A 19857-nucleotide genomic window follows, 5' to 3' on the forward strand; every position below is an offset into this window, starting at 1 on the left:
AGCGGGTCAGTCGCCGGGCGGCCGGAGCTGGAGCACGTCGCGCGTCGCCTCGCGGACGGCGCGGACGCTGAACGCCCACGGCAGCATGCGCTCCTCGCGCCAGAGCTCGGCCTGGTCGTCGTAGTTCCGGTGGAACGCGTGGCCCGAGACGCCCGTGAGGTTCACCCAGGTCGAATCGTCGAAGTCGTCGAGGTCGACGACCATGCGCATCGAGGGCGCCCAGTCGACCTCGTAGCCGACGCTCGCGTCCCATCCGTTGGCGTTGACGATGGCCGAGCCCCCGCCGAGCTCGTACGGTCCGCGGTTGAACGTCCGCTCGAGGGCGTCGATGCCCGACGACCCGAACGACGAGTGCTCGAGGGTGAGCGTGTGCAGGCGTCCCCACCGCCATTCCGCGGCGTCGTCGCCCATGAGATCGGATGCCTCGGCCCAGGCGCCCGCGAGTGCGGCGGCGAGCACGGCGTCGCGTCCGGTCGCACCGGCCCCCTCGTCGGTCCACCACGGGTTCTCGGGTTCGCCCAGCAGCGTCTGCACGACCGAGAACCAGCGGTCGCCGCCCTGCGGCCGGGTGCCCTCCGGCAGGTCCCCGAACATCCGGTCGAGCAGTTCCCGCCAGACGACGGCGAAGTACGCCGCCTCGGCGCTGTCCGCGTCGGCGGCGCCGTCCCACCCCTCGAGCAGTCGCGCCCCTCGCGCGGCGTCGCCGTCGAGCTCGAGTTCCGCGATGACCGGTAGGAAGGCCTCGGCGTTCGCGTCGCGCGTGTCGAGCTGGATCTCCGCCATGTGCTCGGCGGTGATGGGCTGCCCCGCGGCGATGAGCTCGCCGAGTCGACGGTCGATGGATTCCGCGCGGTACCCGAGGTCCCAGTCCTGCGTGAGCTCGGCGCCGTCGGCCGCGATCGCGTTGTTCGCCGCGACGAAGTACCCCCGACCAGGGTTGAGCGCGGTCGGCAGCGCGTCGAACGGGAGGTAGGCGGACCAGCCGTTCGCGCTCGTCCAGCCGGGGAGGGGCAGGGTGCCGTCGCCCGCGGAGCGGACCGGGATCCGCCCGGGTGCCTGGTAGCCGATGTTGCCCTCGACGTCGGCGTAGAGGAGGTTCTGGGCCGGCACGTCGAAGAGCGCCGCGGCATCGCGGAACTCGTCCCAGTCGCGGGCGCGGTTGAGTGCGAGGATCGCGCGCGAGGTGGTGCCGGCGGTGAGGGCCGTCCACTGCAGCGAGACCTCCGCCTCGGTCCCCTCGGCTGCCGGCGGCTCGCCGGGGGTGGCCACGGCGGCGTAGTCCTCGGCCACCCGGCCGAAGTCGCTGGAGATGTCGGTGACGATCGGGCCGCGCTCGGTCGCGCGCACGGTCACGGACACCGGATCGCCGCCCGCGACCTCGATGACCTCCTCGCGGACGGTGAGCGGCACGAGCGCGCCGTCGAGTTCGTACGAGTCGCCCTGCACGCGCTCGAGGTACAGGTCGGCGACATCCGGCGCCATGTTCGTCAGGCCCCACGCGATGCGGTCGTTGTGCCCGATGACGATCCCCGGGAGTCCGGCGAACCCGAAGCCCGAGACGTCGTAGTGGCAGGCGGCGTTGCGTTCGGCGCACCGGAGCGCCGTCTGCGTCCAGATCGAGGGCATCGCCGGCCCGAGGTGGGGGTCGTTCGCGAGCAGGGGCAGTCCCGATTCGGTCAGCGCGCCCGACACGACCCAGGAGTTCGAGCCCAGGTCGCCGCCCTCGGGGCCGAGCAGCTCCGGCAGCGCGTCGATGGTGGTCGCGAGCGAGGCGAGCGCGTCCAGGTGCCCGGCGGCATCCGGGACGATCGGTTCGACGGCCGTGGCGGCGGGCGCCGCGGCCACGGGCCCGTCGACGATCGTCGGCTTCGCATCGAACGGGAACCCGGGGTGCAGCCGCGCCACCTCCTCGGGCGGCAGCTCGGCCGAGAGCAGCGCGCGGTCGATCTCGTCGCCGAGGTTCGAACGGAGGTCCCAGGCCATCGCCTTGAGCCACGCGATGGAGTCGACCGCGGTCCAGGGCTCGGGCTCGTAGCCGGGCCGCTGCAACGCGAGCAGGCCGTACTCGAGCGACAGCTCGACGCCCGAGCGGCGGTCGAGGTAGGCGTTGACGCCCTCGGCGTACGCGTCGAATGCGGCACGCGTGTCGGCGTCGAGCTCGGTGTACTCGCGTTCGGCGACGCCGCGCCAGTCGAGGGTGCGCACGAACGCGTCGCTCGCGACCTGCGACTCGCCGAACAGCTCGGCCAGCCGGCCCGCGGTGGCGTGGCGGCGCAGGTCCATCTCCCAGAAGCGGTCCTGCGCGTGCACGAATCCCTGCGCGAAGAAGAGGTCGGCGTCGGTCTCGGCGACGATGTGCGGCACGCCCGCGTCGTCGCGGTACACGGTCGCCGGGGCTGTGAGCCCCGGCACGACGACCCGCCCCGAGGCGGCGGGGAAGGAGCGCTGCACGGTCCACCAGCCGATGCCCGCGGCGACCACCGCGAGGACCAGCACGGTGACGAGCAGCCCCACCAGGAACCGGCCCCACCGGTGTCGAGCCGTCCTCGGCGCGTCCGTCCCCACGTCACTCCCTCGTGCTCGCCGCCGCGCCGCCATGCGCATGCGGGTGGCCGCCCGTGGGGCGGCCTCGGGTGATCACTGTACCCGGCCGGGTGGGCCGACGGATGCCGCGCGGCGGCGCGTGCTCAGGCGTGCAGCTCCGTGTTCAGCACGACGCCCTCGCCCGAACGCGAGATGACCTCCACGCGCCCGTCGAGCGAGTTGCGCCGGAACAGCAGGTTGGGCCGTCCCGAGAGCTCGACGGCCTTGACGACGCGGTCCCGCTCGCCGGCGGCGCCGCGCACGGCGACCTTGGTGCCGGCCGTGACGTACAGGCCCGCCTCGACGACGGAGTCGTCGCCGATCGAGATCCCGATGCCGGAGTTGGCCCCGAGCAGGGCGCGCTCGCCGATGGTGACGCGCTCGGTGCCGCCGCCGGACAGCGTGCCCATGATCGAGGCGCCGCCGCCGATGTCACTGCCGTCGCCGACGACCACGCCGTGCGAGATGCGGCCCTCGACCATCGACGTGCCGAGCGTGCCCGCGTTGAAGTTCACGAACCCCTCGTGCATGACGGTCGTGCCGGGAGCCAGGTGGGCGCCGAGCCGCACGCGCGAGGCGTCGGCGATGCGGACGCGTTCGGGGATCACGTAGTCGAGCAGGCGCGGGAACTTGTCGAGGCCCGTGACGTGGATGCCCGCGCGCTGCAGCACCGGCCGCAGGCGGTCGAGGTCGTCAGGGTGGACGGGGCCGGCGTTGGTCCAGGCGACGTTCGGCAGGTGCCCGAAGATGCCGTCGAGGTTGATCGAGTTCGGTCGGACCAGCAGGTGCGACAGCAGGTGCAGGCGGAGGTAGGCGTCCGAGGTGTCGGCCGGCGGTTCGGCGAGGCGGATCGCGATGCGGACGGGTTCGACCCGCACGCCCCGCCGCTCGTCGTCGCCGACCGTGCCCGCGGGCGGCTCCCACGCGGCGGGCTCCGGCGACGGCAGGTCGCCGAGCTGCGGGGCGGGGTACCACGTGTCGAGCACCGTGCCGTCGGCGGCGATGGTGGCGAGCCCATCGCCCCAGGCGGCGGTGGGCGCGGTCGTGTTCGGCGTGTCTGCGGGCATGCCTCAAGGGTATCGAGCCGGATGCCGCCGGGTCGGCGCGTGACGACGGCGCCCGTCGCCGGCATCCGCTCGCCCCCGGCCGCCGCCGTAGACTCGACCGCATGGCTGCTCCCGTCCGTCCCACGGCCGCGCTCGACCTCTCCGCCGACGTCGTCGCCATCACGCGGGCCATCTGCGACGTCCCGAGCGTGTCGGGCGACGAGGGGCCGCTCGCCGACCTGATCGTCGAGGCGCTTTCGGATGCGGCGCACCTCGAGGTGGTCCGCGACGGCGACACGATCGTGGCCCGCACGAACCTCGGCCGCGACCGGCGCGTGGTCATCGCGGGCCACCTCGACACCGTGCCGATCAACGAGAACCTGCCGACGCAGTACGAGGAGGTCGACGGGCGCGGCATCCTGTGGGGGCGCGGCACGGTCGACATGAAGGCCGGCGTCGCGGTGCAGCTGAAGCTCGCGTACGAGCTCGCCGAGCCCGCGGTCGACGTGACCTGGATGTGGTACGACCACGAGGAGGTCTCGGCGGACCTGAACGGGCTCGGACGCGTGCTGCGCGTGCACCCCGAGCTGTTCCACGCGGACTTCGCGATCCTCGGCGAGCCGACGCGCGCCGAGGTCGAGGGCGGCTGCAACGGCACCCTGCGCGCGGAGCTGCGCGCGACCGGCCGCCGCGCGCACTCGGCCCGCAGCTGGGTCGGCGAGAACGCCATCCACAGGCTCGCGCCCGCGCTCGAGCGGCTCGCGGCGTACGAGGCCGAGACCGTGCGCGTCGACGGGCTCGACTACCGCGAGGGCCTGAACGCGGTACTCGTGCACGGCGGCGTCGCCGGCAACGTCATCCCCGACGAGGCCGTGCTGACGCTCAACTACCGGTTCGCGCCGAGTCGATCGGTGGCGGATGCCACGGCCCACGTGCGCGAGCTCTTCCCCGAGTACGAGGTGACGGTGACCGACTCCGCCGAAGGCGCCCGGCCCGGGCTCGACGACCCGCTCGCCCGGCAGTTCGTGCGCGCCGTCGGCGGCGAGGCGCGCCCCAAGTACGGCTGGACCGACGTGGCGCGCTTCAGTGCGCTCGGCATCCCGGCGGTCAACTTCGGCCCGGGCGACCCGTTGCTGGCCCATGCCGACGACGAACGCGTCGACTGCGACGAGATCGTCGCCTGCGAGCGGGCGCTGCGCGACTGGCTCACCGGATCCGCCGCCTAGGGGAGCGGTGAGCGGGATCGAGGTCGAGCCCCGGCGACCGGACGCCGTCCGGTACGGCCGCTGGGCGCCGCGCGTGCGCTGGCGGCTCCTGCCGTGGTGGGGTCGCGTCATCGTGGTGTACGCCGCATCCCGGCTCCTCACGACCGTGTTCGTGATGCTGCTCGCACGGGAGCAGGGCGCCAACCCGTGGACCGGTGCACAGCCGGGCTACTTCGAGTACGCGAACATCTGGGACTCGCGCTGGTACCAGGTGATCGCCGCGGTCGGCTACCCCACGGAGCTGCCCAGCACGGACGACGGCCACGTCGCCGAGAACGCGTGGGCGTTCCTCCCCGTCTTCCCGGGCGTCGTCCGGCTGTTCACCGCCGTTGGCGTGCCGTGGGACGTGGCCGCCGTGCTCGTGGCGCTCTCGGCGGGCCTCGGCGCCGCGCTCGTGTTCCACCGGCTCATGTCGCGGTTCCTCGAACCGGACCAGGCGATGTTCGCGGTCGTGCTGTTCTGCGTCGCACCGGTCGCGCCGATCATGCAGTTCGGCTACGCCGAGTCGCTCGGGTTCCTCTGGCTCGCCATCGCGCTGCTCCTGCTCGTCGACCGGCGCTACGGCTGGCTCGTGCCCGTCCTCGCCGTGTGGGCGTTCACGCGGCCGGGGGCGCTGGCGTTCGCGCTCACGCTCGGACTGCACTGGATCGTGCGGTGGGCCACGCGGCGACGCGACCCGTTCCCGGTCCGCGAGCGGATCGTGGTGGCATCCGTCGCCGCCTTCGCCGGCGTGGTCGGCCTCGCCTGGCCCGGCATCGCCTGGGCCGCGACGGGCTCGCTCACGGCGTACACCGACACCGAGCTCGCGTGGCGTTCGGCCTACATCGGGTACGTCGAGCTCGTTCCCCTCACGCCGTGGTTCCAGTCCGGCGAATGGTGGCTCGGCCAGCCGATGGGCACGGTCGTGCCGATCGCCCTCGTCATCGCCTTCGGGCTCGCCATCGCCTCGCCGTGGGTGCAGCGACTCGGCGTGGACATCCGGCTCTGGCTCGTGAGCTACGCCCTGTACGTCTTCGCCGTGTTCTTCCCGCAGTCCAGCACGTTCCGGATCCTCGCGCCGCTGTTCCCCATGGCCGGCGCCCTCGCCGTGCCGCGCTCGCCGTGGTGGCGGGGCGGCCTCGTCCTGCTCTTCCTCGCCCTGCAGGTGGGTTGGCTGCTCATCGCGTGGGGCATCGACGGCAGGGACTGGACGCCACCGTGATCGTGAACGAGGCGCGGACGCCGCGTGAACGGACCCGCAACCGGCCGGACACAACCGGAGAGGATTTCCCGGCGGACAGCACGGTGCGGGATAATGGAGGTTCAGCCACGAAAGGGGTAGCTCAATGGCGGCTATGAAGCCACGCACTGGAGACGGACCGATGGAGGCTGTGAAGGAGGGGCGCCTCATCATCGTGCGCGTGCCCCTCGAGGGTGGCGGTCGTCTCGTCGTCTCGGTGAACGACGCTGAGGCCAAGGAGCTCTACGACGTCCTCGGCGGCGTCGTGAACGCGGCCTGACCTCAGGCGCCCAGCTTCACGATCTGCAGCAGGCCGTCCCCGGCCGGCGAGATGGCGGTGACGACGGCGGATGAGGCCGCGAGCTCCGAGATGAGTCCGCGGAACGCCGTCGCCGCGTCGTCCCGCCGCGCCGGGTCGGCCACCCGCCCCTTCCACAGCGCTCGGGCCACGAGCACGCTGCCCCCTGGCTTCGCCAGGCGGAGCCCGTGCTCGACGTACTCGATGACCGACGGCGCGTCGGCGTCGACGAACACGATGTCGTACGAGCGCTCGTTCATGCGGGGCAGCACCTCGCTCGCGCGGCCCGCGATGAGGCGCACCCGCGCCGGCGCGACGCCCGCCTCGGTGAAGTGCTCGCGCGCGTGCTGCTGGTACTCCGTCTCGGTGTCGATCGACGTGAGGTGCGCGCCGCGGGCCGCCTGCAGCATGCAGAGCCCGGACACGCCCACGCCCGTGCCGATCTCGATGATCGCGCGAGCGCCGGCCGCCGCGGCGATCACCGCGAGCTGCGCTCCGACGGCCGGCGACACCGGCTCGACGCCGAGCTCGAGGGACTGCTGACGGGCCTTCGCGATCGACTCGGATTCGACGACCGACTCGTCGACGTACTTCCAGTTCAAGTCGTGTTCGGACACGTGGCGGCTCCCGGGGTTCTCTCGACCCCCAAGCCTAGGGGCCGTCCGGGGGTGGCCCTGCACGCCTCGCCGCCCACTATCCTTGACGACATGGGCGGCCTCACCTTCGACAAACTCCTCATCATCGGGGTGATCGCCGTCTTCCTGCTCGGCCCCGAACGCCTGCCGCACTACGCCGCGCAGCTCGGCCGCATGGTCCGTTCGCTCCGCGACCTCGCGAACGGGGCGAAGGACCGCATGCGCCAGGAGATGGGTCCGGAGTTCGACGACGTCGACTGGCAGAAGCTCGATCCGCGGCAGTACGACCCGCGTCGCATCATCCGCGAGGCACTCACCGAGGTCGACCCGTTCGCCGAACCGCAGAAGCCCGTCGTCGCCCGCGCGGCCGTCAACGAGAACTCCGCCTACCTGCAGCGCAAGCGCAAGCGGGAGACGCTCGCGGTGGGCGAGGGCGCCCCGTTCGACTCCGAGGCCACCTGAGCGAGGCCCGTCCGGCCGACCTCGTCGCCGTCAGGCGCGCCGGATCGCCCGGAGCACGCGCGCGAGCAGCACGAGCGGGCCGACGAGCCGGGCGTACTCGCGACCGGTGTGCGGCAGGGGGATCAGCCGCCGATTGATCGAGATGGTCACCGGGTCGACGAACCGCCGGAGCCCCTCCACGCCGTTCCGACGTCCGATCCCGGACTCCTTCAGCCCGCCCATGGGCGCGTCGACCGACCCGAAGCTGCCGCGGTAGCCCTCGTTGACGTTGACGCTGCCGGCGTCGATCTCGTGGGCGAGGCGGAGCCCGTGGCGCGTGGAGCCCGTGAGCACCGAGGCGTTCAGGCCGTACTCCGACTCGTTCGCGAGGAGCACGGCCTCGGTCTCGTCGTCGACCACGGCGATGCTCGCGATCGCGCCGAACGTCTCCTCGTTCGCGGCGCGCATGTCGGGGGCCACGTCGGCGAGGATCGTCGGCTCGAATGCCCACGGCCCGATGTCGGGTCGCGCGCGTCCGCCGACCACGACCCGCGCGCCCTTGGCCACGGCGTCCTCGAGGTGGGAACGCACGCGCTGCAGTTGCGCCTCGGTCGCGAGGCTGCCGTAGTCGGCGTCGTGGTCGAGACCCGATCCGATCCGGGGATCGGACAGGCGCGCGACGAGTGCCGCGGTGAACGGCTCGGCGACGCGACGGTGCACGTAGATGCGCTCGATCGAGACGCACAGCTGTCCCATCGACGAGAAGCACGCGTGCGCGGCATCCGCTGCGGCCTGCTCGACGTCGACGTCGTCGAGGACGATGAGGGCGTTCTTGCCGCCGAGCTCGAGCGAGGCGCCGACGAGTCGCCGCCCGGCCTTCTCGGCGATGCGCCGCCCGGTCGCCGTCGAGCCGGTGAAGCAGATGTAGTCGACCTCGTCGGTGAGCGCCTCGCCGGCCTCGCCGGGATCGCCCGCGACGACCGCCCAGACCGCCTCGGGCAGGCCCGCGTCGATGAAGGCGCGACGCAGGGCGAGCACCGACAGCGCGCCCTGGTCGTCGGCCTTCTGCACGACGGCGCAGCCTGCGGCGAGGGCGGGCACGACGTCCATCGCGGCGAGGCTCACGCCGTAGTTCCACGGCGTGATCACGCCGACCACGCCCTTGGGGCGGTAGCGCACCCGGGTCGAGAGCACGAGCGGGATGCCCGACCGACGCCGGCCCCCGCCGAGCACCCGGCGCGCCATCAGGGCGTTCCAACGCGTGACGGATGCCGCCTGGAAGACCTCCTCGAAGGCCTGCCCTCGGGTCTTGCCGCTCTCGAGCTGGGTGAGGTCGAGCAGCTCCTCGCGGCGGTCGAGGAGGAGGTCGTGCGCCCGGAGCAGGACCCGCCGCCGCTCGGCGAAGCCGAGTCGCGCCCACGCCAGCTGCGCGAGCCTGGCCCGCGAGACGGCGCCGCGCACGTCGTCCGCGCTCGACCGCGGGAGGTCCGAGATGGGCTCGCCCGTCGCCGGGGACGGGATCGGTACGGTCCGTCCGGTGGAGGCGACGAGGTCGGCGGTCAGGGCATCGACCGAGGAGCGGACGGGTGTACGGGCAGGGGCGATGGACACGCGGTCAGTCTAGGCCGCAGCGCTCGGCGTAGTAGGCGTACAGGTCGGCCTTCAGCGCGTCGCCGGAGGGCAGCTCGAGCACGCCCGACCGGCCGTCGGACGTGCGCACCTCGAAGGGCAGGATGGTGCCCCGCTTGTCGTCGGCGATGGCGTGCGCGTCGCAGCGGGCGGGTCGCACGGGGAGCTCGACGGTGGTCGCCGGGTCGCCGGCCGCGACGTCGAGGCCGACCGGCCACGCCCCGCCCGCCTCCGAGCCGATCAGCGTCGTGCCGAGCACCTGCGTGATCTCGAGCGCCAGGTCGCCGGATGCCGCGGGCTCGACGCCGACGTCGATGACCGCTCGCGCGTCCGTGCCCTCGCCGGTCGTGCGCAGGCGGTCCGGCAGCACGATCGAGGCCGCGGCCGCCACGGAGTCGGCGAGGCAGTCGCGGTCGTTGATGCGGGCCATGGTGTCGTAGGGGTCGCTCGGCACCACCGCGGCGCGCCGCCCGTCGTCGGCGCCGACGTCCGGTCCGCGTCGGACGAGCACGTCGACCGTCGTGTCGGGGGCGGCGTCGCACACGCTCGCGGTGAGCGGGAACCGGGCGTCGAGCCGGTCGCCCGGATCGAGCTCGATCGGTCGCGAGCGCGTCATCCCCGGCTCGAGTGCGGGGGAGACCACCTCGGCCCGGTCGATCACGAGGCGCTCCTCGCCGTCGTTCGCGAACGACACCACGAGCACGCGGTCGGGCACGTCGAACCGACCTTGGCGGACCTCCACCGACAGGCCCCGGATCGTCCCGCCGACCGCCTCGGGACCGGCGTCGCCCGGCGCGCTCGCACCGGTGGCGCATCCGGCGAGCACCAGCGCCGCCACGACGACCGCGAGCGCATTCGCGCCGGCCGGTCGTGCCCGCGGCATCCGCCTCACCGCACCCGGATGTCGAGCGGCCGGCCGGCCAGCGAGCGCGGACGCCGGGCGAGCGCCTCGGCGACCTGTTCGATCGCGCGCGCGGCCGGGTCGTCGGGTTCCGCGAGGACCACGGGCACCCCGTCGTCGCCGCCGCGACGGAGCCCCACGCTGAGCGGTACCGAGGCCAGCAGCGGCACCGCCTCGTCGACGCCCTCCGAGAGCCGGCGCGCCACCTCGGAGCCGCCGCCCTCGCCGAAGAGGTCGAGCACGGAGCCGTCGGGCTGGGCGAAGCCGGCCATGTTCTCGACCACGCCGACCACGTGCTGGCCGGTCTGGCGTGCCACGAGGCCCGAGCGCTCGGCGACATCCGCCGCCGCGGGCTGGGGCGTCGTGACCACGACGACCTCGGCGTTCGGCAGGAGCTGGCCGAGCGAGATCGCGACGTCGCCGGTGCCCGGGGGCAGGTCGAGCAGGAGCACGTCGAGGTCGCCGAAGTACACGTCGGTGAGGAACTGCTGCAGCGTGCGGTGCAGCATCGGCCCGCGCCACGCGACGGCGACCGACGAACCGCGCCCGCCCGGGCTGGTGGGCTCGACGAACATGCCGATCGAGATCACCTTCACCCCGTGCGCCACCGGCGGGAGGATCATGTCGTCGACCCGCGTCGGCCGGGGCGCGTTGCCGTGCTCGTCGACGAGCCCGAGGAGACCGGGGATCGAGAAGCCGTGCACGTCGGCGTCGACGAGCCCCACCGAGAGGCCGCGCGCGGCGAGGGCGACGGCGAGGTTCGCGGTCAGGGTGGACTTGCCGACCCCGCCCTTGCCGCTCGTCACCGCGATCACGCGCGTGAGCGTGCCCGGCCCGAACGGGTTGCCGCGGGCCCCCCGCCCGCCGCGAAGCCGCTCGGTCAGGGCCTGCCGCTGCTCCGGCGTCATGACGCCGAGGCGCACCACCGCGTTGCCCGGCCCCACGACCTGCTCGGCCGCGAGGCGCACGTCGCGCTCGATGCGGTCCGACGCGGGGCAGCCCACGATGGTCAGGCGGATGTCGACGTCGACCCCGTTCGCGGTCGCGGCCACCGCCTCGACCATGTCGAGCTCGGTGATGGGCTTCCGGATCTCGGGATCGATGACCCCCGCGAGGGCGGCGCGGACGGCGGCTTCGACCTCCGCAGGCGACCGCGAGGCGTCCGAGTCCGTCGCCCCCGACCGGTCAGGACCCATTCGCGGTGTCCTCGTCGTCGCGGCGGTCCAGCTCGTCGAGCACCTGCCGCAGCTCCTGCCGGATGAAGTCCTTCGACGCGAGGTCGCGCACGGCGATGCGGAGCGCCACCACCTCGCGCGCGAGGTACTCGGTGTCGGCCAGGTTCCGTTCCGCGCGCTGGCGGTCCTGCTCGATCTGCACGCGGTCGCGGTCGTCCTGGCGGTTCTGCGCGAGCAGGATGAGCGGCGCCGCATACGACGCCTGCAGCGAGAGCATCAGGGTCAGCGCGATGAAGCCGTAGTCGGCCCGGTCGAACTGGAGGTTCGCCGGGGCGAGCGTGTTCCAGAGCATCCACGCGGCGACGAACACCGTGAGACCCAGCAGGAACCACGGCGTGCCCATGCCCCGCGCGACGACCTCGGTGAACCGGCCGAACCGGTCGCGGTCCCCGGACAGTCGCAGGGGAGAGCCCGAGCGGCCGAGGCCCTTCGGGGTGTCGAACCGTCGGTCGTCGCCGTCAGCGCGTGCCATCTCCTGCCCTCCTTCCGGGTGCGATCGGGATACTGCCGGTGGCGAGCTGGGCGCGGGCGGTCGCGCGTCTGGTCACCTCCGACTCGGAGTCGGGATGACTTCGCCAGTCATCGGGCAGCAGGTAGTCGAGCACGTCGTCGATGGTGACGACGCCCACGAGGCGGTGCTTCTCGTCGACGACGGGCACCGACACGAGGTCGTAGCTGGCGAGGATGCGACTGACCTCGGCCGCCGACGTGTCGGCGGTCACGGGCTCGAGGCCCTGGTCGATGAGCGAGCCCAGCCGCTCGTGCGGCGGGTAGCGCAGCATCCGCTGGAAGTGCACGATGCCGAGGAACCGGCCGGTCGGCGGCTCGTACGGCGGGAGGGTCACGCAGACCGCCGCGCCGAGGGCCGGCGGCAGGTCGTGCCGGCGGATCAGTGCGAGGCCCTCGGCGACCGTGGCATCCGCCGACACGATGATCGGCTCGGTGGTCATGAGCCCGCCCGCGGTGTCGGGCCCGTACGACAGGAGGAACCGGACGTCCTCGGCCTCCTCGGGCTCCATGAGCTCGAGGAGGTGCTCTCCGCGCTCCTCGGGGAGCTGCGCGATGAGGTCGGCGGCGTCGTCGGGGGACATGTGGTCGAGCACGTCGGCGGCGCGGTCGTCGCCGAGCTTGGCGAGGATGTCGACCTGGTCGGCCTCGGGCATCTCCTCCAGCACGTCGGCGAGCCGGTCGTCGGGCAGTTCGGCCGCGACCTCCTGCCGGCGGCGAGGCGGCAGGTCGAGCAGCGTGCTCGCGAGGTCGGCGGGCTTCAGCTCGGAGTACGTCGCGATGAGCTGCTCGGCCGACTGCGCCTCGCCCGCGGCGGTCAGCTCGCGGACCTCGCGCCACGTCACGTAGGCCGACGGCCCCTTGGCGAACGGTGACGCGCTCGTCTTCGGGCGGCGGACGAACAGCTGGTCGACCTCCCACTCGCCCTGGTCGCGTTCCTCGATCGCGACATCCTCGATGGTGGCCGTGCCGGAGCCGTCGTTGAACGCCACCTTGCGGCCGAGCATCTCGGCGATCACGCGCACCTCGCCGCCGCGCTGCTCGAAGCGGCGCAGGTTGATGAGCCCGGTGGTGATGATCTGCCCGCCGCCGATCGAGGTGACGCGCCCGATCGAGACGAAGACGCGGCGCTTTCCGGGGATCTCGACGATCAGGCCGACGACGCGCGGCGGGTCGGACTTGCGGTACACGACGAGGACGTCGCGCACCTTGCCCACCCGGTCGCCCGCGGGGTCGAAGACGGGGCACCCGGCGAGTCGGGCGACGAAGACTCTCGTGGCGCTCACACCCCCAACTTACCCCGGGGGCCTCCCTTCCGGCCCGCCGAGGCGGCCGCATGGGAGAATGGCCGGGTGAGCACGCAGAGCCCGTTCGGCGGCCGACTCGGCCGCGCCTACCCGACGCTGCCCAAGGGCGAGACGATCGCGAGCTACGAGACCTACCAGGAGGCGCAGGCCGCGGTCGACAAGCTCGCCAAGGCCGAGTTCCCCGTGAAGGAACTCTCGATCGTCGGCCACGACCTCACCACGGTCGAGCGCATCACGGGCAAGCTCACGTGGGGCCGCGCGGCCGGCGCCGGTGCCCTCTCCGGAGCCTGGTTCGGCACGTTCCTCGGGCTCCTGCTGTTCATCTTCTCGCCGACCGGCACGTCACTCGGCGTGCTCGGCGCCGCCATCCTCATCGGCGCGGGCTTCGGCATGATCTTCAGCGTCGTGTCGTACTCCCTGAACCGCCGCCGCCGCGACTTCACCTCGGTCATGCAGGTGCTCGCGACGCGCTACGCCATCATCGGCGACCCCGGTCACGTGGCCCGGGCCCGCACCGTGCTGGGGGTGACGGATGCCACGGCGCCGGCGCCGCCCGCCGCGCCCGTGCCGCCCGCGCAGCCGCCCGCCGCGCCGCCGCCCGCTCCGGCCGCCGACCCGACGGCCCCGGCCGGTCCGCCGACGGGCGACGAGCCCGCAGCCCCGGTCGACGAGGCGCGACCGCTCACCTACGGCGAGGCGCAGGATGCGCGCCGACGCGCGGCGCGCGAGGAGCGCGACACCGGCGGCGCCTGACGCCGGCGCCGCGACCTCCGTCGCAGCGCCGGCCGGCGGCCTCAACCGCGCGCGCCCCGCACCCAGGCCTCGACCTCGTCGGCCGTGCGCGGAATGCCGGCCGAGAGGTTCTCGGCGCCGTCGGCGGTGACGAGGATGTCATCCTCGATGCGGACGCCGATGCCGCGGAACTCCTCCGGAACGGTGAGGTCGTCGGGCTGGAAGTAGAGGCCCGGCTCGATGGTGAACACCATCCCCGCCTCGAGCACTCCGTCCAGGTACATCGAGCGCCGCGCCTGGGCGCAGTCGTGCACGTCCAGGCCGAGGTGGTGGCTGGTGCCGTGCACCATGTAGCGCCGGTGGAACTGGTTCTCCGGGCGCAGTGACTCCTCAGCCGAGACGGGCAGGAAGCCCCACTCGGCGGTGCGCTTCGCGATGACCTCCATCGCCGCGGCGTGGATCTCGCGGAAGATCGCACCGGGGCGCACGATGCGGAACGCGGCATCCGCCGCCTCGAGCACGGCCTCGTACACCTGCCGCTGCACGGGCGAGAAGGTCCCGTTCACCGGGAACGTGCGCGTGATGTCGGCGGTGTAGTAGCTGTCGCGCTCGACGCCCGCGTCGAGCAGGACGAGGTCGCCGGGGACGACCGGACCGTCGTTGCGGGTCCAGTGCAGGATGGTGGCGTGCGGGCCGGCCGCGGCGATCGAGGCGTAGCCGACGTCGTTGCCGTCGAGGCGGGCGCGCGTCGCGAAGACCCCCTCGATCACGCGCTCGCCGCGGACCTCGCTCGTGATGCGCGGCAGCTCTGCGAGCACCTCGGCGAAGCCCCGCTCGGTCGCATCGACGGCGGCGCGCAGCTCGGCGACCTCGTAGTCGTCCTTCACAAGGCGCAGCTCGGACAGGACCCGAGCGAGCTCGGCGTCGGGCTCGTGCTCGGCGTTCACCTCGAGGCTGAACGGGGTGTCGGCCGCGTTCGTCGAGAGCGCGGCCTCGGCGGCGTAGCGCAGGCGGGCGTGGTCGACCCGCTCCGTGACGGCCGGGTCGGCCTCGCGCAGCACGAGGGTGGCCGTGTCGACGGCGTCGACCACGTGGTCGAGGTCGGCGATGCCGCGCGCCTGGAGCTGCAGGTCGGCGGCGACGTGGGCGAGCGACGGGCGCGCGCCGATCCAGAACTCGCCGATCGCCGGGTTCGCGTAGAACTCCTCGGAGTCGCGGCCCGCCCCCTCGCGGAAGTAGACGGTCGCCGTGTGGCCGGCGTCGCCCGCGGGCTCCATCACGAGCACCGCGCCGGGCTCGGAGTCGGAGCCCCACCCGGTGAGGTGGGCGAACGCCGAGTGCGCACGGAAGGGGTAGTCGGTGTCGTTCGCCCGCTGCTTCATGTCGCCGGCGGGGATGACCAGCCGCTGGCCGGGGAACGCCGCCGACACCCGCTCGCGACGCGATGCGGCGAAGGCCGCTTGCTCGCGCGGCGCCGGCAGCGTCTCGTCGCGATCGGCCCAGCCGCCGCGGATGAAGGTCTTGAACCCCTCGGATTCCGGCGTCGTGGACCGGTTGGCGTTGCGGCCGGACTCCTCGGCCGTGGTCTCGTCGAGGGAGCGGGCCTCGTGGGCCGTCGCGGTGGCGTCGCCGGTGTTCGTCATGCGGTCCATTCTCGCACCGGGCGACGACGCTCAGCTGCGGACCAGGGTGGCCACGACCGGCCGGTGGTCGCTTCCCGCGTCGTCGAGTGCCTCGATCACGCGGAACGACTCGACCGACCACGACGGTGTCGCCATCACGTGGTCGATCGGGCTGCCGAGCAGGGCCGGGAACCCCGTGGGCCAGGTGCCGACTCCGCCGGCACCGCCCGCGGCCGCGGCATCCGCGCACCGCCCGAGGTCGCCGCCGTCGACGCCGCGCCCGGCGAAGTGGTCGAGCGTCGCGTTGAAGTCGCCGGCCATGATCACGTCGTCGCCCGCGCACTGCTCGGCCAGCCAGTCGAGGTCGCTGCGCCAGTTGCGCAGTTCCCAGCGGATGGGGGCGACGGCGTGCACCGCGACGATGCGCGGCCCGCTGCCCGAGACCGGGTCGGCCACGACGCTCGGCAGCGTGTTCGTGTTGCCCGGCGGGCCGGGGAACTGCGCGTTGACGACCTCGTAGTCGCCGAGGTCGGGCGTGATGAGGATCGTCGTGGAGCGCGCCTTCGCGATCTCGTCGAACGCCTGGGTGTGCACCCACATCGGACTGCCGCCCTCGCGCATGGCGACCGCGACATCCTCGCCCAGCTGCGCGGTCGTCTCGGGGAGCACCACCACGTCGGCGCCCTCCGCGAGGGCGAGATCCGCGATGGTGGCCGCGTCCGGCACCTCGCCGAGGGTGTTCCACGACAGCACGGTGACCGAACCGGATGCGGCGACCGCGGGCGTCCCGCCGAGCCCCAGGCCGCGCGCGGCGAGCACGCCGACGTTGCCGATGGCGAACAGCATCAGGATCGCGCCCATCGCCGCCCCGAACCACCGTGCCGAACGGCCGAGCGCGAGCGCCACGAACAACGCCGAGGCGACGGCCGCGCACACCGCGGCGGCGCCGCGCAGGGCGACGACGTGCGCCGCGATCCACTGGTTCTGGAGTCCGAACGCCTGCGGCCACAGCAGCGCGACGGCGACGGCGGCGGTGCCGAGCAGGAACGCCCAGCCGAGGGTGCGGGGGAGCATCGCGTTCCAGCGTAGGCCAGCGCCCCCGTGCGCGGGGCACGAGCCGACCGCATGTCCGCTGGGAGTCCGCGGTGAACGCGCCCGTACGATGGGGGGATGGCCGACATCCCCGTCGCCGTCCGGGCGGATCTGCACACGCACTCCACGGTCTCGGACGGCACCGACTCACCGGCGGAGCTGGTGGCGGCCGCCGCGCGGTCGGGGCTCGAGGCGTTCGCGATCACCGACCACGACTCGACGGCGGGCTGGGCTGCGGCGCGCATCGCTGCCGAGGAGCACGGCGTCACGATGATCCCGGGCATCGAGCTGTCGACCCGCGTGCAGTTCGCGAGCGTCCACGTGCTCGGCTACCTCGTCGATCCCGCGCACGGGGGCCTCCTCGCCGAGACCGCCCGCATCCGCGAGTCGCGCCTGACGCGCGCGGAGCGGATCGTGGAGCGCATCGCGGTGGACTACGACCTGACCTGGGACGACGTGCTCGCGCAGACGAGCTCGGGCGCCACGATCGGCCGGCCGCACATCGCCGACGCGCTCGTGGCCCGCGGCCACGCCGCGACGAGGTCGGATGCCTTCGCCGGCATCCTGCACTGGCGATCGGGGTACGCCCAGCCGCACTACGCGCCCGACCCGCTCACCGGCATCCGCCTCATCCGCGCCGCGGGCGGCGTGCCCGTCCTCGCGCATCCGGGCACGCGCGGCGCCGAGGAGGTGCTGCCGGAGTCGCGCATCCGCCAGCTCGTGGACGCGGGACTCTTCGGCCTCGAGATCGACCACCCCGAGAACACGGATGCCGCCAAGCCGCGCCTGCGCCGACTCGCCGACCGGTACGGGCTCGCCGTCACGGGGTCGAGCGACTACCACGGACTCGGCAAGCCCAACCGACTGGGGGAGTGCACGACCGACCCCGAGGTCGTCGCGCGGATCGTCGCGGAGGGAACCGGGTCGTCGCCGGTCGTGCCGCGCGCGGGGGAACGCGCGGCACGCTGACCGGTCGCCTCAGGCCTGCGCTGCGGGCGCGGCGGTGCCGCCGCCCGAGCGACCGCCGCGACGACGGCGGCGGCGCGGAGCGGCCTTGCCGTCGTGGTGCTCGTGTCCCTTGCCGTCGTGGGTGCCGGCGCCCGGTTCCCTGACCTCGGCGGCGGCGAGCTCGTCGGCAGCGGTCGCCGCCGGACGCTCGCCGTCGGGACGGCCGCCGCGGGTGCGACGACGCGACCGCGACCGCGACGGGCGGGACGCGTCATCCGTCGCCGCCTCGCCCTCGCGGCGACCGGCGGTGCTCGACCGGGTCGGCGGGGCGGTGGGCGCGGGCTTGAGGCGGCCCTTCGTGCCCTCGGGGATGTCGAGGTCGGTGTAGAGGTGGGGGCTCGACGAATAGGTTTCGGTCGGCTCGGGCTGGCCGAACTCGAGTGCGCGGTTGATGAGCGCCCACTTGTGCAGGTCGTCCCAGTCGACGAACGTGACGGCGATACCGGTCTTGCCCGCGCGGCCCGTGCGGCCGACCCGGTGCAGGTAGGCCTTCTCGTCGTCGGGGATGGTGTGGTTGATCACGTGCGTCACGTCGTCGACGTCGATGCCGCGGGCGGCGACATCCGTCGCGATCAGGACGTCCTTCTTGCCGGCCTTGAACGCGGCCATCGCGCGCTCGCGCTGGTCCTGGTTGAGGTCGCCGTGCACGGCTGCGGCGTTGAAGCCCCGGTCGTTGAGTTCCTCGACGAGCTTCGCCGCCGCGCGCTTCGTACGCGTGAAGATGACGGTCTTGCCGCGGCCCTCGGCCTGCAGGATGCGGGCGATCACCTCGTCCTTGTCGAGCGAGTGGGCCCGGTAGACGAGGTGCTTGATGTTCGCCTGCGTGAGGCCCTCGTCGGGATCGGTCGCCCGGATGTGGATCGGGCGCAGCATGAAGCGGCGCGCGAGGGCGACGATCGGGCCCGGCATGGTCGCCGAGAACAGCATGGTGTGGCGCGTGGCGGGGGTCTGCGAGAACAGCTTCTCGATGTCGGCGAGGAAGCCGAGGTCGAGCATCTTGTCGGCCTCGTCGAGCACCATCTCGCTGACGTTCTTCAGCGACAGCAGCCGCTGGCTGGCCAGGTCGAGGAGGCGGCCGGGCGTGCCGACGACGATCTGGGCGCCGGCCTTCAGCTGCTCGATCTGGCCCTCGTACGCCTTGCCGCCGTAGATCGACGCGATCTTGGTGGGGCGGTTGGATGCCGCGAGCTCGAGGTCTTCGGTGACCTGCACGCACAGCTCGCGCGTGGGCACCACGATGAGCGCCTTGACACCGCCCTCGGGGTCGTCGCCGAGGCGCTGGATGAGGGGGAGGCCGAAGCCGAAGGTCTTGCCGGTGCCGGTCTTCGCCTGGCCGATGATGTCCTGGCCGGAGAGCGCCAGCGGGATCGTCTGCTCCTGGATGGGGAAGGCATCGACGATGCCCTTCCCGGCGAGGGCCTCGACGATGTCGGGCGCGATGCCGAGTTCGGTGAACGTGGTCAAGATGTCTGCCTGTCGGTGATGCGGAATGAAGAGGTGCGCCCTGTTCCGATCCCAGGCGCACGGCCGCGGTTCCATCGCCCGCGTGCACGCACAGCCTATCCGAGGCGGCTGTGAGCGCCCGGATATGCTGTCCGACATGGCGAACTGGTCCCGCGCGCGCCTCCCGCGCCCCGAGGCGCCGCGCATGCGGCCCCGCGTCGTGCCGACCGAGCTCACGCGCATCGACTTCACCGAGATCGTGCCCGAACCGGTCGCGTTCCTCGGCCAGGCCGCCTACATCCAGCTCGAGTTCTTCGAGAGCCTCGCGAAGGCCGTCGCGACCGCGCCCGACCTCGCCGCGAAGGAGGGGCTGAGCGCCGCCGCCGGGGTCGCGCTGCGCAAGCACCACGACCTCATCGCGGAACTCCGGCGCCTGGGCGCCGAGCCGGCGGAGGTCATGGCGCCGTTCGCGCCCGCGACCGACCGGTTCCGCCAGGCGACCTCGGGCGCCGACTGGTACGAGCTCCTGCTCGGCATCCACATCACCTCGGGCATGCTCGACGACTACTTCGGGCAGCTCTCCGAGGGGCTCCCGGCCGAACTGGGCGCGCGCGTGCGCGGCATCCTGCAGGAACGCGGCGCGTCGGAGGTGATCGAACGCGAGCTCTCCGAGGCCATCGCCACGCAGCCCGGGCTCGACGACCGGCTCGCCCTGTGGGGTCGCAGCCTCGTCGGCGACACGCTGCTCATCGCGCGGTCGGCCCTCCGGGCCGCGGAGGCGAACGGCGCGCTCGGCACCGACGTGGAGCCGGTCTTCACCGAGCTCATCGCCGCGCACACCCGGCGCATGGACGCGCTCGGCCTCACGGCCTGACGATCGTCGCCGTCCGCCGG

18 protein-coding genes are annotated in these 19857 nt (G+C 73.3%); 7 read left to right on the top strand and 11 right to left on the bottom strand.

Going from position 1 to position 19857, the window contains the following annotated elements; genetic code table 11:
* Window positions 1–6: 6 nt before the first annotated feature.
* Together RH861_RS06905 and dapD are read right to left on the bottom strand one after the other, a co-directional pair.
* Complete coding sequence (locus RH861_RS06905) at window positions 7–2565, bottom strand: penicillin acylase family protein (protein WP_310520388.1); 2559 nt, start codon at window positions 2563–2565, stop codon at window positions 7–9.
* A 122-nt stretch (window positions 2566–2687) separates the two neighbouring features.
* Window positions 2688–3650: a 2,3,4,5-tetrahydropyridine-2,6-dicarboxylate N-succinyltransferase gene (gene dapD / locus RH861_RS06910; RefSeq protein ID WP_310520389.1), complete on the bottom strand. Its 963-nt coding sequence runs from the start codon at window positions 3648–3650 to the stop codon at window positions 2688–2690.
* Window positions 3651–3751: 101 nt separating this feature from the next.
* Between dapD and dapE the strand changes: the two genes are divergently transcribed.
* From dapE to RH861_RS06925, 3 genes are all read left to right on the top strand, one after another.
* On the top strand, window positions 3752–4855 hold the full coding sequence (gene dapE, locus RH861_RS06915; RefSeq protein ID WP_310520390.1) for a succinyl-diaminopimelate desuccinylase: 1104 nt from the start codon (window positions 3752–3754) through the stop codon (window positions 4853–4855).
* A 7-nt stretch (window positions 4856–4862) separates the two neighbouring features.
* Window positions 4863–6095, top strand: coding sequence for a putative hexosyltransferase (locus RH861_RS06920; RefSeq protein ID WP_310520391.1), 1233 nt, complete (start codon window positions 4863–4865; stop codon window positions 6093–6095).
* A gap of 124 nt (window positions 6096–6219) precedes the next feature.
* Entirely contained in the window at window positions 6220–6393 is a 174-nt protein-coding gene (locus RH861_RS06925; protein ID WP_019179788.1) for a DUF3117 domain-containing protein, read from the top strand.
* Window positions 6394–6395: 2 nt separating this feature from the next.
* Here RH861_RS06925 and RH861_RS06930 read toward each other — a convergent pair whose 3' ends face one another.
* Window positions 6396–7028 (bottom strand): O-methyltransferase, encoded by a 633-nt coding sequence (locus RH861_RS06930; protein WP_310520392.1) that lies wholly within the window; start codon window positions 7026–7028, stop codon window positions 6396–6398.
* A 90-nt stretch (window positions 7029–7118) separates the two neighbouring features.
* Between RH861_RS06930 and RH861_RS06935 the strand changes: the two genes are divergently transcribed.
* Window positions 7119–7508 (top strand): twin-arginine translocase TatA/TatE family subunit, encoded by a 390-nt coding sequence (locus RH861_RS06935; protein WP_067949392.1) that lies wholly within the window; start codon window positions 7119–7121, stop codon window positions 7506–7508.
* Between the two features lie 30 nt (window positions 7509–7538).
* On the opposite strand, the gene RH861_RS06940 is transcribed toward RH861_RS06935, so the two are convergent.
* The 5 genes from RH861_RS06940 to RH861_RS06960 are packed head-to-tail and all read right to left on the bottom strand — an operon-like array spanning window position 7539 to window position 13045.
* The gene (locus RH861_RS06940) at window positions 7539–9098 is read right to left on the bottom strand and encodes a succinic semialdehyde dehydrogenase (RefSeq protein ID WP_310520393.1); all 1560 of its coding nucleotides are present in this window, start codon (window positions 9096–9098) and stop codon (window positions 7539–7541) included.
* Between the two features lie 4 nt (window positions 9099–9102).
* Window positions 9103–9999 (bottom strand): hypothetical protein, encoded by an 897-nt coding sequence (locus RH861_RS06945; RefSeq protein WP_310520394.1) that lies wholly within the window; start codon window positions 9997–9999, stop codon window positions 9103–9105.
* A 5-nt stretch (window positions 10000–10004) separates the two neighbouring features.
* A complete protein-coding gene (locus tag RH861_RS06950) occupies window positions 10005–11213 on the bottom strand; it encodes an Mrp/NBP35 family ATP-binding protein (protein WP_310520395.1) in 1209 nt (402 codons plus the stop codon).
* A complete protein-coding gene (locus RH861_RS06955) occupies window positions 11203–11724 on the bottom strand; it encodes a DUF1003 domain-containing protein (RefSeq protein ID WP_310520396.1) in 522 nt (173 codons plus the stop codon). The genes RH861_RS06950 and RH861_RS06955 overlap by 11 nt, the downstream gene beginning before the upstream one ends.
* Window positions 11711–13045, bottom strand: coding sequence for a magnesium transporter MgtE N-terminal domain-containing protein (locus tag RH861_RS06960; protein WP_067949383.1), 1335 nt, complete (start codon window positions 13043–13045; stop codon window positions 11711–11713). The genes RH861_RS06955 and RH861_RS06960 overlap by 14 nt, the downstream gene beginning before the upstream one ends.
* 66 nt (window positions 13046–13111) lie before the next feature.
* Between RH861_RS06960 and RH861_RS06965 the strand changes: the two genes are divergently transcribed.
* Window positions 13112–13819, top strand: a complete 708-nt coding sequence (locus RH861_RS06965; protein ID WP_310520397.1) for a YflT domain-containing protein — start codon at window positions 13112–13114, stop codon at window positions 13817–13819.
* A 41-nt stretch (window positions 13820–13860) separates the two neighbouring features.
* On the opposite strand, the gene RH861_RS06970 is transcribed toward RH861_RS06965, so the two are convergent.
* Both RH861_RS06970 and RH861_RS06975 read right to left on the bottom strand, forming a co-directional pair.
* On the bottom strand, window positions 13861–15441 hold the full coding sequence (locus RH861_RS06970; protein ID WP_310520398.1) for an aminopeptidase P family protein: 1581 nt from the start codon (window positions 15439–15441) through the stop codon (window positions 13861–13863).
* A gap of 30 nt (window positions 15442–15471) precedes the next feature.
* Window positions 15472–16494: an endonuclease/exonuclease/phosphatase family protein gene (locus tag RH861_RS06975; RefSeq protein ID WP_310520399.1), complete on the bottom strand. Its 1023-nt coding sequence runs from the start codon at window positions 16492–16494 to the stop codon at window positions 15472–15474.
* A 96-nt stretch (window positions 16495–16590) separates the two neighbouring features.
* Here RH861_RS06975 and RH861_RS06980 point away from each other — a divergent pair, with 96 nt between their 5' ends.
* Window positions 16591–17481 carry a PHP domain-containing protein gene (locus RH861_RS06980; protein ID WP_310520400.1) on the top strand — a complete coding sequence of 297 codons (891 nt, stop codon included), beginning with the start codon at window positions 16591–16593 and terminating at the stop codon, window positions 17479–17481.
* A gap of 9 nt (window positions 17482–17490) precedes the next feature.
* On the opposite strand, the gene RH861_RS06985 is transcribed toward RH861_RS06980, so the two are convergent.
* On the bottom strand, window positions 17491–18984 hold the full coding sequence (locus RH861_RS06985; protein WP_310520401.1) for a DEAD/DEAH box helicase: 1494 nt from the start codon (window positions 18982–18984) through the stop codon (window positions 17491–17493).
* A gap of 136 nt (window positions 18985–19120) precedes the next feature.
* Between RH861_RS06985 and RH861_RS06990 the strand changes: the two genes are divergently transcribed.
* Window positions 19121–19837, top strand: coding sequence for a ferritin-like fold-containing protein (locus RH861_RS06990; protein WP_082847189.1), 717 nt, complete (start codon window positions 19121–19123; stop codon window positions 19835–19837).
* Window positions 19838–19857: the final 20 nt, after the last annotated feature.

Source organism: Agromyces indicus (assembly GCF_031432295.1).
Taxonomy (GTDB): domain Bacteria; phylum Actinomycetota; class Actinomycetes; order Actinomycetales; family Microbacteriaceae; genus Agromyces; species Agromyces indicus.

Bases quoted from the DNA above. Each gene is read 5' to 3' on its own strand.
- RH861_RS06950 (WP_310520395.1), bottom strand. From the start codon at position 11,213: ATGGGTCCTGACCGGTCGGGGGCGACGGACTCGGACGCCTCGCGGTCG.
- RH861_RS06925 (WP_019179788.1), top strand. From the start codon at position 6,220: ATGGCGGCTATGAAGCCACGCACTGGAGACGGACCGATGGAGGCTGTG.
- RH861_RS06945 (WP_310520394.1), bottom strand. From the start codon at position 9,999: ATGCCGCGGGCACGACCGGCCGGCGCGAATGCGCTCGCGGTCGTCGTG.
- RH861_RS06990 (WP_082847189.1), top strand. From the start codon at position 19,121: ATGGCGAACTGGTCCCGCGCGCGCCTCCCGCGCCCCGAGGCGCCGCGC.
- RH861_RS06970 (WP_310520398.1), bottom strand. From the start codon at position 15,441: ATGACGAACACCGGCGACGCCACCGCGACGGCCCACGAGGCCCGCTCC.
- dapE (WP_310520390.1), top strand. From the start codon at position 3,752: ATGGCTGCTCCCGTCCGTCCCACGGCCGCGCTCGACCTCTCCGCCGAC.
- RH861_RS06955 (WP_310520396.1), bottom strand. From the start codon at position 11,724: ATGGCACGCGCTGACGGCGACGACCGACGGTTCGACACCCCGAAGGGC.
- RH861_RS06980 (WP_310520400.1), top strand. From the start codon at position 16,591: ATGGCCGACATCCCCGTCGCCGTCCGGGCGGATCTGCACACGCACTCC.
- dapD (WP_310520389.1), bottom strand. From the start codon at position 3,650: ATGCCCGCAGACACGCCGAACACGACCGCGCCCACCGCCGCCTGGGGC.
- RH861_RS06975 (WP_310520399.1), bottom strand. From the start codon at position 16,494: ATGCTCCCCCGCACCCTCGGCTGGGCGTTCCTGCTCGGCACCGCCGCC.
- RH861_RS06935 (WP_067949392.1), top strand. From the start codon at position 7,119: ATGGGCGGCCTCACCTTCGACAAACTCCTCATCATCGGGGTGATCGCC.